The organism is Euhalothece natronophila Z-M001 (genome assembly GCF_007904085.1).
Lineage (GTDB): Bacteria > Cyanobacteriota > Cyanobacteriia > Cyanobacteriales > Rubidibacteraceae > Halothece > Halothece natronophila.
This window is the reverse complement of record NZ_CP042326.1, coordinates 1126723-1141310: the sequence shown is the minus strand read 5'-3', so window position 1 is coordinate 1141310 and position 14588 is coordinate 1126723. Positions and strand designations below refer to the sequence as shown.

13 protein-coding genes and 1 pseudogene are annotated in these 14588 nt (G+C 40.7%); 6 read left to right on the top strand and 8 right to left on the bottom strand.

From position 1 onward, the window contains the following. Positions 1 to 2 precede the first annotated feature (2 nt). The 7 genes and pseudogenes from FRE64_RS05360 to FRE64_RS05330 form a co-directional block, all read right to left on the bottom strand. Positions 3 to 269 (bottom strand): hypothetical protein, encoded by a 267-nt coding sequence (locus FRE64_RS05360; RefSeq protein WP_246140402.1) that lies wholly within the window; start codon positions 267 to 269, stop codon positions 3 to 5. 106 nt (positions 270 to 375) lie between these two features. Then, positions 376 to 1521, bottom strand: coding sequence for an RNA-guided endonuclease InsQ/TnpB family protein (locus FRE64_RS05355; protein ID WP_146295006.1), 1146 nt, complete (start codon positions 1519 to 1521; stop codon positions 376 to 378). Positions 1522 to 1724: 203 nt separating this feature from the next. Next, a pseudogene (locus FRE64_RS05350) lies at positions 1725 to 2024 on the bottom strand (hypothetical protein); the annotation flags it as partial. Positions 2025 to 2038: 14 nt separating this feature from the next. Continuing rightward, entirely contained in the window at positions 2039 to 2962 is a 924-nt protein-coding gene (thyD, locus tag FRE64_RS05345; protein WP_146295005.1) for a thylakoid membrane protein ThyD, read from the bottom strand. Positions 2963 to 3053: 91 nt separating this feature from the next. Beyond that, entirely contained in the window at positions 3054 to 3707 is a 654-nt protein-coding gene (gene tsaB, locus FRE64_RS05340; RefSeq protein WP_146295004.1) for a tRNA (adenosine(37)-N6)-threonylcarbamoyltransferase complex dimerization subunit type 1 TsaB, read from the bottom strand. A gap of 67 nt (positions 3708 to 3774) precedes the next feature. Next, positions 3775 to 4818: a class I fructose-bisphosphate aldolase gene (locus tag FRE64_RS05335; RefSeq protein ID WP_146295003.1), complete on the bottom strand. Its 1044-nt coding sequence runs from the start codon at positions 4816 to 4818 to the stop codon at positions 3775 to 3777. A 274-nt stretch (positions 4819 to 5092) separates the two neighbouring features. Continuing rightward, the gene (locus FRE64_RS05330; protein WP_146295002.1) at positions 5093 to 7147 is read right to left on the bottom strand and encodes a cation:proton antiporter domain-containing protein; all 2055 of its coding nucleotides are present in this window, start codon (positions 7145 to 7147) and stop codon (positions 5093 to 5095) included. Positions 7148 to 7384: 237 nt separating this feature from the next. On the opposite strand from FRE64_RS05330, the gene FRE64_RS05325 reads away from it, so the two are divergent. From FRE64_RS05325 to FRE64_RS05300, 6 genes are all read left to right on the top strand, one after another. Beyond that, positions 7385 to 8524, top strand: a complete 1140-nt coding sequence (locus tag FRE64_RS05325; protein WP_146295001.1) for an anhydro-N-acetylmuramic acid kinase — start codon at positions 7385 to 7387, stop codon at positions 8522 to 8524. An 82-nt stretch (positions 8525 to 8606) separates the two neighbouring features. Beyond that, positions 8607 to 8966, top strand: a complete 360-nt coding sequence (ndhM, locus tag FRE64_RS05320; protein ID WP_146295000.1) for an NAD(P)H-quinone oxidoreductase subunit M — start codon at positions 8607 to 8609, stop codon at positions 8964 to 8966. Between the two features lie 116 nt (positions 8967 to 9082). Next, positions 9083 to 10792, top strand: coding sequence for a PP2C family protein-serine/threonine phosphatase (locus FRE64_RS05315; protein ID WP_186708992.1), 1710 nt, complete (start codon positions 9083 to 9085; stop codon positions 10790 to 10792). 55 nt (positions 10793 to 10847) lie between these two features. Beyond that, complete coding sequence (locus FRE64_RS05310) at positions 10848 to 12026, top strand: NAD(P)/FAD-dependent oxidoreductase (RefSeq protein ID WP_146294998.1); 1179 nt, start codon at positions 10848 to 10850, stop codon at positions 12024 to 12026. Positions 12027 to 12174: 148 nt separating this feature from the next. Continuing rightward, positions 12175 to 13398 carry an RNA-guided endonuclease InsQ/TnpB family protein gene (locus FRE64_RS05305; RefSeq protein WP_146294489.1) on the top strand — a complete coding sequence of 408 codons (1224 nt, stop codon included), beginning with the start codon at positions 12175 to 12177 and terminating at the stop codon, positions 13396 to 13398. A 74-nt stretch (positions 13399 to 13472) separates the two neighbouring features. Continuing rightward, on the top strand, positions 13473 to 14132 hold the full coding sequence (locus FRE64_RS05300; protein WP_146294997.1) for an HAD-IA family hydrolase: 660 nt from the start codon (positions 13473 to 13475) through the stop codon (positions 14130 to 14132). 10 nt (positions 14133 to 14142) lie between these two features. On the opposite strand, the gene FRE64_RS05295 is transcribed toward FRE64_RS05300, so the two are convergent. After that, on the bottom strand, positions 14143 to 14586 hold the full coding sequence (locus FRE64_RS05295) for a DUF2358 domain-containing protein (RefSeq protein WP_146294996.1): 444 nt from the start codon (positions 14584 to 14586) through the stop codon (positions 14143 to 14145). Between the last annotated feature and the right edge of the window lie 2 nt (positions 14587 to 14588).

The window sequence follows — 14588 nt, the reverse complement described above, 5'->3', positions numbered from 1 at the left end:
AATCAAACAGACTCTGGATCAATGCCTAACTCACGCAATCTTTTGGCATAGCGTTCAGCTTTTGTTTCTGCTTGGCGCGATCGCTCCTCAGGAGTGAGAAATCGCTCTCCATTTTTATCATACCAATAGAGCCATTCTCGGGTAATTTGTTGATACGTTCCTACTTCTGTTCCGATGCCTAACCCAATGGCTTCTAACCAAATGGGAGACTGATTTCCTAGCAACACATGTTGCTGATTTTCTAAAGAATATACTTGTGAACTACTCACTTTTAATCGCTGACGCGATGTAAAAGGAGCTTCCTACCCAAAAGAATGCTTTTCAACAAACTCCGAAGAGATTATATCCAAGCCTTACATCTGGCGATCGGCTTTTTCAGCCTTGGCGAGCCAAGCTGTCATCCCGTGTCCCACAGGCAATAATTCGTAGTCCTTCATCTCTGATATTTTTAGCGGCGTTAATATCTCTGTCGTGATGAGTTCCACAACTGGCACATTTCCAACTGCGAACATCCAATGGCAAACTATCAACTTGATTTAAGCAGACGTTGCAAGTCTTTGAACTAGGGAAGAAACGGTCAACTTCAACATAGGTTTTACCGTCTTGTTCAGCCTTGTACTTCAGCATAGTACAAAACTGTCCCCAACCAACTTGGCTAATTGCTTTAGCCAAGTTATGGTTCTTCATCATGTTCTTAACTGCTAGATTTTCCACTACTATGACTTGGTTTTCGTCAACTAAGCTACGACTTAGCTTGTGTAGAAAATCCTCCCTGCTGTTAGAAACCTTTTTATGAACTTTGGCTACTTGATGACGAGCCTTATTTCTGTTCTTAGAACCTTTTTCTTTTCGAGATAGTTGCTGTTGCTTAATCTTAAGGTTTCTCTCATGCTTGTTCATCCAACGAGGGTTATTAAATTTATCACCATCGCTGGTAATAGCATAATGACTTAACCCCAAGTCAACTCCAACCGCTTTTCTCCCCTCTCGTTCTCCCCCACTGGGGGAGATGTAAGAGGGGGGCTTTTCTTTTCCATCTTCAATAAGGATAGAGGCATAGTATTCTCCACAAGAATTCTTACTAATCGTCACCGTCTTTACCGACCCTTTGATTGGTCGATGCAAAACTGCTTTGACTTCTCCAATCTTAGGAAATTTCAAATAACCTTCTTTAACCTCTACATTTTGAGGGTATTGAATAGACTGTTTTCCATGCTTAGATTTGAACTTGGGATATCTAGCCCTTCCATAGAAGAAGTTGGTAAAAGCCGTGTTAAGGTTGATGCAAACTTGTTGAAGGCATTGAGAGTAGGTAAGTTTTAACCATTCTCTTTCCTTCTTCAAATCTGGTATTTGTTTTTTAATGTCATAACTAGAAAGCCCCTTGCCAGTCTCTTTATAAGTCTGATTCATTAAGCTCAGACCATGATTCCATAGCCAACGACAGTTGCCAAAAGATTGAGCAAGTAACTGTTGCTGGGTAGAGTTGGGATAGAGTCTGACTTTGATAGCTTTCTTCATGACATTGATGGCAGTTACTTATTTATAGTATAGCTTATAGATAAATCATCGTCAACATAAAAGCGATTCATGAGGGGCTGTCGTCTGGACACAGCGACGCAGGAGCGAAGCGACGAGGAAGTGAGGATTTCCCCAGACGTTTATACGCCCCGTCTAGCGACTAAATCTGACGATTGTAGTCGTAGGATTCTCGCTTATTTTGCTAAAATTGGAAGTTTTTGTTCTTCCCACAATACATAACTTAATCGTAAATTTTCATCAATAATGCGCGGCACTCCTACACTTAAAAACCCATCTGTAACAATCGCACTTTTTTCAGGATCGTAATAGATTCCCATGTCAACTCCAAAATACCAATCCCACTGATCTGACCAAATGATTGCAAGAATACTTTGAAGGAGATTTGGAATTAAGTTTTGGAGTTCGTTATCCACAGGAGTGTCATCAGAGTCAGGTAAGTCTTTAGCAGTGGGGAGGTTTTTCTGTAAGGAATAATCTAGCATTTTTCCAACGCCATTCAGTTGTTGACAATATCAGCTAAGGCTGGTTTCACCGTGGGATACTGATAACTAAAGCCTTGTTCTTGCGTCCGTTTTGGCAACACTTTCTGCCCTTCTAATACAGCTTGGGCTGCCTCTCCTAGCAGTAGCTTCAAGGCAAATTCTGGAACGGGTAACCAAGAAGGACGCTTCATTACTTCCCCTAGACTGTTACATAATTCTGACATTTGCACAGGGTTGGGGGCAGTAGCATTATAAATGCCCTGATAATTAGGATTATTAATCGCCTCTTCAATCAAGTTCACGAGATCATCAATATGAATCCAAGAAAACCATTGTTTCCCTGTTCCTAAGGGGCCCCCTGCAAAAAGGCGAAAAGGGGTTAACATTTTTCCTAAAGCCCCGCCTTGTCCTAAAACAATCCCAAAGCGTAGAATCACCAGTCGGGTTTGTGATCCTTCCACCTCTTTCGCCGCATCTTCCCATTGCTGACACACTGATGCGAGAAAGTCATTCCCAGAATCACTATTTTCATCAAAAGTTGCGGTTTCACTAGTGCCATAATACCCAACAGCAGAAGCATTGACTAAAACTTGCGGTGGGTTCGAGGCTTTGGCAATGCCTTTCACAATATGACTGGTGGTTTTAATCCGCGAATCAAGAATTTCCTGTTTCCGTTCAGGAGTCCAAGATTGATCGGCAATTCCTGCCCCAGCTAGATTAACAATCGCTTCTGCTGAGGCAATTTCTTCTTGCCATGATCCCATTTCTAGGGGATTATATTCGATAATCTCTATTTGCGGAAAGGCTTTTTTGGGAAAGATTTTTTCCCCTTCCTGTTTATTCCGAGTAAAGACGGTTATTTCGTGTTCACTCGCTGCTAGTTTCTGGACTAAGCGCGTTCCGACAAAGCCTGTGCCACCGGTAACTGCAATTTTCATATAAAATATTTAAATTCCCTTGAGCAAACTATTATAGCGTGGAAGTTTTTTCCTCTGTATTCCTCAACTGAAGTCGTGAGTCTGGCTTGGCTCAAACGGGATTTTGTCCATAAAAGGGGTGAGCTTGCTCAAAACTTGGACGTTTGCCCTGTTTCCAGTGTTTGATTGCTACATCAAGTATGCTAGAGGCAGTTTTTCCTAGTTCCTCCTCCGTTGCCTCAATCTGCCGATAAGGCTTTTTTAAGTTAGCTAAAGTCTGTTCCCAACACTCAGGAGTCATAATTTTATCAGGGAGATAACTAAGCAATTCTGCGTCTTTAATTTCATAAATAGCGACAAAATACTGTTGACGACGTGCTGGTAGTTGCACTGCAATTAAATGATCTTCTGGAAATAACTCTGGAGTAGTTGCTTTTCTATAACTCGCAATTCCGATCAACGTAGAAATAGGAAATACAGGAATATTTAATTGTTGCCCTAAGGTTCGGGCAGTTGCTAGACCAATGCGAGTTCCAGTAAAACTCCCTGGTCCTTTTGCCACGGCAATTAAGACTAAATCAGACCAACTATGAGGAGTGAGAAAATCTTGTAAGACAATGTGCAAGTGTGTGGATAAGTCCTGACCAAATTCCCAAGTCGAGATTTTTTTTTCTTGATTAAAGTCACTTAAAGCTAGTCCCAACTGAGAGCTAGTGGTATGTAAAGCCAAACCATACTGAGACAATTGATTATTAGTCGCTGTCATTGTAATTACAAAAAAAAGGCGGGAACCCCCACCTTCAACAAAATTAAGTTCAGTTTCTAGTTAGCCATTAAGCCATAGCAGGCTGTTTTTCCATGTCAGCAGAGTAGCTACCCATGCTAGCAGCACTGTTGCACTTCGCACGATGGCTTAAAAGTTTTTGAGCTTCTGCTACGTTATTAGCTTGGCCTTTCCAGTGTTCTAATGCAGGCTGTTGAATTGCACGAGCATAGGAGAAGGTCACGCGCCAGGGGCACTGAGATTTGAGAGGCTCAGAATTCATTAAGTGTAAGTGTTCTGCGGCTTGTTCAGGGGTTTGTCCACCAGAGAGGAAGGCAATACCAGGAACAGAGGCGGGAACGTTGTCACGGAGACACTTGATGGTTTGTTCAGCAACTTGTTGCGGGGTGGACTGTTGAGGGCAGTCTTTACCAGAAATGACCATGCTAGGCTTGAGGATCATTTGATCGAATTCAACCCCTTGGGTGCGTAATTCGGAGAAGACTGTGCGCAGAGTTTGATCGGTTACTTCATAGCAACGTTCTTGGGTATGATCTCCATCAATGAGAACTTCCGGCTCAACAATTGGCACTAAGCCACCTTCTTGGCATAATGCAGCATAACGGGCTAAAGCATGAGCATTAGCTTCGATGCAAGCAGGGGTGGGAATGCCATCACCAATGGTAATTACCGCACGCCATTTGGCAAAACGAGCGCCCATTTGATAGTATTCTGCAATCCGATCGCGCAGTCCGTCTAATCCTTCCGTAACTTTTTCTCCAGGATGACCGGCTAAGTCTTTTGCCCCGGTGTCAACTTTGATCCCAACAATGACACCCGCATCTTGCATCACTTTAGTGAAGGGGGTGCCATCTTGTTTTTTCTGACGGATGGTTTCATCATAAAGGATAGCACCGCTAATACAATCTCCTAAGTTAGGAGTAGTGAGAATTAACTCTCGATATTGGCGGCGCATTTCTTCAGTTGCGTCAATGCCTTGCTTTTGAAAACGCTTATTGCAAGTGCCATTACTTTCATCCATTGCTAGAACTCCTTTGTTAGGAGCTACCATAGCCTTTGCTGTATTTCTCAATTCTTCTGCGTATTTGTTCATACTTTTATAAACTCCTGTTATAAAACTTCATCTTAACGTTACTTTCGCATCTTTCTACCCTTTTTGTCAAAGGAGATCAGCACAATGTTAAGAAATTCTGAAAGTGATTATAACAGCTTCTGTTCTCCAATGTTCTCTTTTAAAGAAAGAACTTCCTGAGAAATACGCTACTCTTGGTTAAACCCTGTTGAGTTGGGTTAGGATAGTTGATCATCTGACTAACGAGCTAATGAGTGTAGCATCTGGTCTCAGACATTCTCTCACCTTAGCAAAGTTAACTAATGGGATTGGGAAAATTAATCACAATCATTGAAGTATCGGGACTCATCCGCGAAATTGCTTCTGGTCTTTCTAATTGGTTTGACAGATTGAGCAAACTATTCACTTGGGTATGAGTATTGAGAATTAACAGATCATCTTGTTCAATGAAATTAGAGATTTTCTTAGCTGTTTTTCCTCGTAAAGTAATCACTGGCTGATCTGTGCGAAAACCTAAAGCCCTTGCCGAAGTCGGAGGGTTAGTTATACGATTGCCGACGGGCATGATTATGACTTCAATGATCGCTTTTAAGGCATCAGCAATATTATTAGTAATAATGGCTGTCATTTTAATATTATCAGATTGAATTTCTTGTTCAGTAATCGCAACAATTAATCGCTTGGTATTCTCAATGGGATAAGTAAAACGCGTAATTAATAGGGGAACTGGTGCATTTTTAATCATGCGATCAAGAATACTACCAAAGAAGTTTTCTGTTTGCGTCGAATAACCTTTCCAACCACAAATAATTAATGTTGCTTCATATTCAAAAGCTGTTCTAATCACACCGCGATCAATAGCATCATCAATTCTTCCAATCGTCTGTACGTTAGTAACTGCAGCATGAGCAACCATTTCTGCTGTTGATAACAGTTGCATTTGTAATTTACGATCTTCATAATTAATAACATGCGATTTATCGGATAAAATATGAAGGGGTAAAACAGTTCCTTTTGTTTTTTTGGCTAAAATAATAGCTAGTTGGAGTAAGTTATCTTCTGTATTTGGGTTAGCAACTGGTACTAAAACACGCTGTGCTAAAGTTTCACTATAAGTAACTGCTGGTTGGTCTTGATGGTTATCTTTTTCTGGATAGAATTGTTTCCCCCACTTCTGCGTTACCCAAGGAGAAGCAATACAAGTGACTAAAATCATTGCTACAATGCCATTAACAATTACTTCATCGACTAATCCCACTTCAAAAGCAATCGTGACAGCGGCTAAGGTAGAGGCAGCTTGAGCAGAACTTAAGCCAAACATGACCATAATTCCTGGGAATTGAATGCCAAATATTTTTCCTGATCCCCAAGCTGCTAAATACTTACTAACTACTTCAATAATGATAATAACAGTGGCAATAAGAAGAGACTGTGGCTCTTGAATTAAAATTAAGGGATCAATGAGCATCCCAACAGAGATAAGAAAAAAAGGAATAAATAAAGTATTGCCAATAAATTGAATCCGATTCATTAAAGGGCTAAATTGAGGAATAATTTGAGTAATGGCGATTCCAGCTAAAAATGCACCAATAATTGGTTCAATATCAATTAAATTGGCAATATAAGAAATAACAAATAAAGTAGCAAGGACAAAGATAAATTCTGCACTTTCATCATGACCAAATTTTCGGAAAAACCAACGTCCTAGCCGAGGAACTCCCCATAATGTTGCTAGGGTATAAATGGTTAAAGCAGGAATTAAAAATAACCAAAAGCCAATTGTTAGTTCGCCATCATAGGCTCTTAAAACGACTGCTAAAACTAAAAGGGCAAGAACATTAGTCACTAAAGTTGCCCCCAAAGTCATTTTCACTGGTTGAGATTGCATAATCCCCAGTTTACTTAAAATTGGGAGAGCAATAAGTGTGTGAGAAGCAAAAGTTGAGGCAACTAAGACTGATGCTAAAAGACTATAATCTAATAAATAATACATTCCGGCTGTTCCCAAAGCCATGGGAAGCAGAAAAGTTGTTAAGCCAAAAAAAGCGGCTTCCTTGGCACTGTCTTTGAGTTCATCAAGACTGGTTTCTAAGCCAGCAAGAAACATTAAAAATAGTAAGCCGACTGTTCCCAATAAAACAATCGTGCTATCTCGTTCTAACAGTCCTAACACATTTGGCCCAACAATAACCCCCGCGAGAATTAATCCCACTAGCCCAGGTAATTGCATCCTCTCAAAGAGCAAAGGAGCAATTAACATAATTGCTAAAATGGTCAAGAAAACTGCTACGGGATCGGTAAGGGGAACAGGTAATATTTGAGCGAAAGGAAGAACAATCAGGTGTGACATAAGGCTGAAAAATTGGTTAAATGTTGTTAGCTGTTGCAAGAACTGACCAATCTATAAATAAATAATGGTTAAGAAGGTAACTTTGAGAGCTTGCTTAATCAATATTTGTTTTTGTTGCTTATCATCATAGCAGCACCGATCGCGCTTTTAAGAAATTAATGGTAAATTATTAGTATTTTATGACTAAAAAACGTAAAATCAGCGTATGAATATTAAGTTAAATAATTGAGATTAGATATGAAAGTAATGGGGTTAATGAGTGGGACTTCGGTTGATGGAGTAGATGTAGCATTAGTAGAAATTACAGGAGAAAAAGAAAATATACAGGTGGAATGGTTAGCTGGAGAAACCTATTCTTTTCCCAAACCTCTGCAAACAGAAATTTTAGCCGTTTGTGGAGAAAAACCCTTGACAATGAAGCAGTTTTGTGAATTAGATGACGCGATCGCGCAACATTTTGCCCAATGCGCCCATACCCTAGAAAAAAAGACCAATTTCACAGCTGAACTAATTGGTTCTCACGGACAAACCATCTTTCATCGTCCCCCTACCTCCTCCCTTGGTTATAGCCTACAATTAGGACGAGGAGAAATGATTACCCATTTAACCCAGCGTCCCACAGTTACTAATTTTCGGGCTGCGGATATTGCCCAAAACGGACAGGGTGCGCCCTTAGTCCCCAAAGTCGATGCTTGTTTGCTCTCTCATTCCCATTTAACTCGCTGTGTGCAGAATATTGGAGGGATTAGTAATGTTACTTATCTCCCCCCTCGCAATCATCCTCACTGGGAAAATAAAATTGTCGGTTGGGATAATGGCCCTGGAAATAGTTTATTAGATTTAGCGGTGCAAAAATTGACCAATGGTCAACAACGCTACGACGAAAATGGACAATGGGCAGCGCAAGGAACGCCTTGTGTAGAGTTAGTGCAAAACTGGTTACAACAGGACTTTTTTCAACAACCGCCCCCAAAATCAACGGGACGGGAATTATTTGGAGAAGCCTATTTGAACCAAACATGGGAGCAGGCGAAAGCCTATGATCTCAGCGAAGCGGATTTTCTAGCTAGTTTAACCGAATTAACCGTTAGCGCGATCGCGCAAGATTACCAAACCTTTCTCCCAAATCTTCCCGACACCATTTTACTTTGTGGCGGTGGCAGTGAAAATAATTACTTACGAGAATGCTTACAAGCGAAATTTCCCCACACCCCAATTCAAACCACTGATGAAGCAGGATTAAACCGTCACTTTAAAGAAGCGATCGCGTTTGCTGTCTTAGCATACTGGCGGTATCAGGATCACTATCCCGGAAATTTACCGCAAGTAACAGGGGCAAAATCTCCCATTATGTTAGGGGAGATCCATATTCCCTAAGAAAAAATCTAAAAAACTGTTAAAGTAATGAATAAAAGCCCAGTAATACTTCAGCGTATCCAAAACAAGATTAAAACCAGTTATGTTATTTAAGTCAACCACTCGTCATGTTCGTATCTACACCGCAGAAATTCAAGATAACGAATTAGTGGAAAGTCAAAATGTTCTCACCCTCGACGTTGATCCCGATAATGAATTTAATTGGGATGAAGAGAATTTAAATCAGGTTTATCGCAAATTTGATGAACTCGTAGAATCCTATAATGGAGAAGAATTAACCGAATATAATCTCCGACGCATTGGTTCAGACTTAGAACATTTTATTCGTAATCTTTTAGTCAGTGGCAAAATTAGTTATAACTTAAATAGTCGCGTTTTGAACTATAGTATGGGAGTCCCGAAAGTAGAAAGCCCAGACTCAGAAGAACAATATAAAGGTTAGTTAATCAAGATAAAAAAGGGATAGCTGGGGGCAAAACCATTTGTTGTTCACGGCGACCCAATAAAAGGAAGAATCGCTTGCGGGATCAAGTGTGTTCTCACTGTGGAATGCCTGTTATGAAAAGATATTTGTTCGTGGTGGGCCCCCCCTTAGATAGCGGGGTGGTTGGTCAATTAATTGCAAATCGGTATTGGGTCGTTACACCAAAGCTAGTATTGGAAACGCACCCAGAAAAGCCCCCTCATTTTCCCCACACAGTTCCAAGGTGGTTAAAACCTTACTTAAAATTAACGCCTTATGGGCCACAAATTCCCAAAGTTTATGGATATCTTCCTGAAACGAACGAAGAACGTTGGTTACTTGAATATGACAACTTTGCCTCAAACTTACAAGAGAGATTTGAACAAGGGCAGTTTTTATCCAAGCTAGAAGAAGTTTGGGAGAGTGCAAGTGCGATTCGACAATTAAATTGGCTATTACAAATTAGTCAACTCTGGCAACCGTTGCAAGTACAAGGCGTAGTAGGGACTCTTATTAATTCCGAACTTCTACGGGTCAATGGACCAGTTCTTCACTTACAAGAATTAGAAATTGATCAAACCCCAGTTACCTTAAAAGAGTTAGGTGTTCTCTGGTCTCAGTGGCAAGATACCGTACGCCTAGAAATTCAGAGCTTCTATCAACAACTGTGTCAGGAGTTACGACACGGAGAATTAAAAAGCAGTGAGGGGCTGATTGAGCAATTAGAACAAGGGTTAAAGCAAGTGGTAGGTTCCCAACAGCGACACTACGAAATTGCTACTGCTTCTGATACCGGCCCTAATCGCAGTCATAATGAAGATGCTTATTATCAGCCGAATTCTTCTGTGAAGGAAAATTCTTCAGAAAAAGCTCTCGCGATTGTTTGTGATGGAGTGGGAGGGCATCAAGGGGGAGAAATTGCTTCTCATTTAGCTATTGAACAGTTGCTTCAATACCTGAAAAAAGTTAATGAGCAGTCGCCACAAGAAATAATTGCAGAATTAGAACAAGCCGTGAGTCTTGCCAATGATGTAATCTCAGAACAAAACGATAGCGAACATCGTTATGGGCAGCAACGCATGGGAACAACCCTTGTCATGGCGCTTGCGGATGAATATAAAATGTATATTACTCATGTGGGGGATTCTCGCATTTACTGGATTACTAATCAGGGTTGCTATCAGTTGACCTTAGATGATGATTTAGCTTCCCGTCAAACCCGCTTGGGTCATATGTTATATAGAGAAGCCTTACAACAACCCTCTGCAGGGGCTTTAGTGCAAGCCTTAGGCATGAGTTCATCCCAACTGTTACATCCAACAACTCAACAATTGATTATTGATGAAGATTCAGTGTTTTTATTGTGTTCGGATGGCTTAAGTGATAATGATTTAGTGGAATTGCATTGGGAAGCGGAAATTTTACCTATTTTAACGGAAGGGAAAGACGTAAAAATGGTTGCCCAACGGCTGATTAGCCTGGCAAATGATCTCAATGGTCATGATAATGTCACCGTTTCTTTAGTCAAGTGTTCGGTATCAGAGTCTGGGGAAGATTCCTTAACAGCAACTTTTGAAGAACTCACTCAAGCATCAAGCAATCAGAAAACGATTTCCTCTCAGCAAACTGCTCCGGTTACTGCTTCAGCTAAGAAGAAAAAAAAGCAGAGGTTACAGTGGGTTATATTGCTCATCGTATTAATGATGAGTGGTTTCAGTATTGCTTATTGGGGGTTTGCTGAGGTACGTCAGTCATTGCAAGAGTGGCAAGACAATTTGGAAATGATGAAGAATCGCTCAGAATGACTGCTTATTGATTAAAGAAACGTTACAATTATTGAAAATGGGTCTGGAAAAAGCTATGAGTGAATCAAGAAGTCGCATCTGTGTTTTAGGAGGGGGGTTTGGTGGCTTATACACTGCCCTCCGTTTGAGTCAGTTTCCTTGGGATACCCAACCTGCGCCAGAAATTGTTTTGGTCGATCAGCGCGATCGCTTTTTATTTACTCCCCTCCTCTATGAACTACTTACAGATGAGTTACAAACTTGGGAGATTGCGCCACCATTTACAGAAATTTTAGCTAATACCCCGATTAAGTTTATTCAGGGAACAGTCACAGATGTTAATTTTCAAGAACGACAAGTCCAGTTAGCAGATCAAGCTGATTTGAATTATGATTGGCTAGTGCTTGCCATCGGGGGAAGAACTCCTATGGAAATGGTACCAGGAGCAACGGAATTTGCTTTTCCATTTCATAGTTTGCAAGATGCCTACCTGTTAGAAGAAAAACTCAAAGCATTAGAACAAGGAACTCAAGATAAAATTCGCATTGCCATTGTTGGCGGTGGCTATAGTGGGGTGGAAATTGCTTGTAAGTTGCGCGATCGACTAGCAGAACGTGCCAAAATCCGTATTATAGAAAGAGGAGAAAGAATCTTAAAAGCCTCCCCAGAGTTTAATCGGGAAACTGCCCAAAAAGCCCTTTCAGATCGAGAGATTTGGATTGATACGGAAACAACAGTGGAAGCTATCACAGAAAATGAACTCACGCTTTTATATAAAGGAAAAAGTGATACAATTCCAGTTGATATTGTTATTTGGACAGTGGGAACAACCGTATCGGAGTTAGTTAAAAATTTGAACTTACCTCACAATGAGCAGGGAAAAATTAAGGTTGATCCGACACTAAATGTGAAACAACAAGCGTCAGTCTTTGCTTTAGGAGATTTAGCTGCCTGCCAAGATGCTCAAGGGAAAGTCGTTCCAGCGACAGCACAGGTTGCTTTTCAACAGTCTGATTATTGTGCATGGAATATTTGGGCTTCCATCACCGGACGGCCCCTCCTTCCCTTTAAGTATCACAATTTGGGAGAAATGTTAGTCCTGGGGACTGATAATGCTAGTTTAACGGCTGAAGGAGTAAAACTTGATGGCATGATGGCTTATTTAGCACGTCGGTTAGCTTATCTTTCCCGAATGCCTACTCCAGAACATCAATTTACGGTTGGGTCTAATTGGATTACTCAACCCTTATCTTGATGCGATGAGAAGATGCTCACGCTTTGCTCCGCCCCATTATACCGTCAGGTTAATGGGAGATGAATCGTCGCCCAAAAAAATAAAGTCCGACAGGACAACCTTAAATCTTTTGTGTTAGAATTAATTTAACCACAAAGTTCAGCATAAGATGTTTGTCTTAGAGTTTAAGGTCAAAGCCAAAAAAGCTCAAACTCAAGCCATTGACGAAGCAATTCGGACGACACAATTCATCCGAAATAAGTGCATTCGTTACTGGATGGACAATCAAGGCGTTAATAAATACGCTCTCAACAAACTCTGTAAACAATTGGCAGAGGAGTTTTCTTGGGCTAAAGAACTAAACTCTATGGCAAGACAGTCTGCTGCTGAACGAGCTTGGTCTTCAATTAGTCGGTTCTATGACAACTGTAAAAAAGGAATTAATGGAAAGAAAGGGTATCCTCAGTTCCAAAAAAACAACCGCAGTGTTGAATATAAAACATCTGGCTGGAAGCTCGACCTAAATACCCGAAAGCATATAACTTTCACTGACAAAAAAGGCATTGGTCGGGTGAAATTAGTTGGAACTAGAGACTTACACTTCTATCATCCTGATGAAATTAAACGAGTACGGTTACTTCGCAGGGCTGACGGTTACTATTGTCAATTCCTGATTAATACAGAGGTAAAAGAACAATTAGAACCCACCAAGAGAACCATAGGATTAGATGTTGGTTTAGAATCCTTCTATACTGACTCTGATGGTCATAAAGAACCTAATCCTCGTTTCTTTAGAGAGGGAGAACAGAAATTAAAACGGCTTCAACGCCGTCTTTCTAAGAAACAGAAAGGATCATCTAATCGCAGAAAAGCTAGACAGAAGTTAGGTAAAGCACATTTAAGAATAAGTAGGCAACGTAAAGAACACGCCTTGAGACTGGCGCGTTGCGTAGTGAAGTCTAACGACTTCATCGCCTATGAAAACTTAAAGGTGTCTAACATGGTTAAGAACCACTGTCTAGCTAAGTCAATCTCAGATGTTGGTTGGTATCAGTTCCGAGTGTGGTTAGAGTATTTTGCACAAAAGTTTGGGAAAGTAGCGGTGGCTGTTCCTCCTCACTACACTTCTCAAGAATGCTCTAATTGCGGTCGAATTGTGAAAAAGTCTCTATCAACTAGAACCCATGCTTGTCAGTGTGGGACTAAATTGGATAGAGATGAAAATGCCGCGATTAACATTCTGAGAGAAGGACTCCGTACAGTCGGGCGGACTGGAACGGCTGGCTTCGAGCCAGACTCAAAGCTTGTGGAGAGACCCGCTTCTACTTCAGTTGTTTCCGAACAATTGGGGCAAGCGGACTCGTCTGCTGGAAACCTAGTTTCTAGTAGTTAGAAGCAAGAATCTCCCACTATAATCTCTGATTTAGTGGGAGAGCGTCAACTAATTTAATGTCTAAAGTATAAGTTATGGCACAAGCAAAGGTGATTTTTTTTGATGCAGTGGGAACCCTATTTGGGGTAAAAGGAAGTGTCGGTGAGGTTTATAGCAGGATCGGGCGCAGTTTTGGGGTTCTCACTTCTCCAGAAGAGTTAGATCAAGCCTTTTATGAGGTGTTTAAAGCATCCTCTCCTCTTGCTTTCCCTGATGTTCCTACGCCTCAAATTCCTGAAAAAGAGTTTCAATGGTGGCGAGATATTACGAAATTAACGTTTCAGAAGGTGGGAGTTGCTCATAAATTTTTAGACTTTGATGTTTTTTTTACTCGTCTTTACAAGCATTTTGCCACAGCTAGTCCCTGGGAAGTTTATCCTGATGTGATTCCTTCTCTACAACGTTGGCAGGAACAAGGGGTAGAATTAGGCATTATTTCTAACTTTGACTCTCGGCTATATGCGGTTTTAGTGGCTCTCAATTTACGCTCTTTTTTTAGTAGTATTACTATTTCTTCGGAAGTTGGGGCGGCTAAACCTGATCCGCAAATTTTTGAAAGCGCGATCGCGCAGTATCAAGTTAAGCCCGAAGAAACTTGGCATATTGGTGATAGTCGTCGTGAAGATTATGAAGGGGCAAAAGCTGCAGGAATGCAAGCATTTTTATTAAAGCGTCGTAGCCTTGTACTTCGTTGATAACTAACCATTACGATTGCTCTTTAGAAGGCAAAAATTGCTTGAGAATCGTTTTTGGAGTGCGATCCCAATTATCTTGATGGGAATAAATTAATCCCTCTTTATCTAGCTTATAGGTGGAATCGCCATTAAAGAAAATCTCAGCTTTCCACGGAGTACGTAGCCTTCCCCTCACTGTCCACCAAACTTTAATAATGTCTATTGCTGTGTCTTGAATATCATGGACATCAAAATAAATTTCTGTAAAAAATAAACGAGCATGAAATCGTAATGTCCAGAAAACAATTCTATAATTTAGTTTCCCTTGAAATTGATTCACAGGATCTTTGAAAAGGATATCAGAACGATAAATATCATAGGAAATATCTTTCTTAAAAAGAGTAGGAAGATCTTCATATAATTGCGCGATCGCTGTTTCGACTCGGTTTTGATAATTGGTTTGGCTAATAGACATAT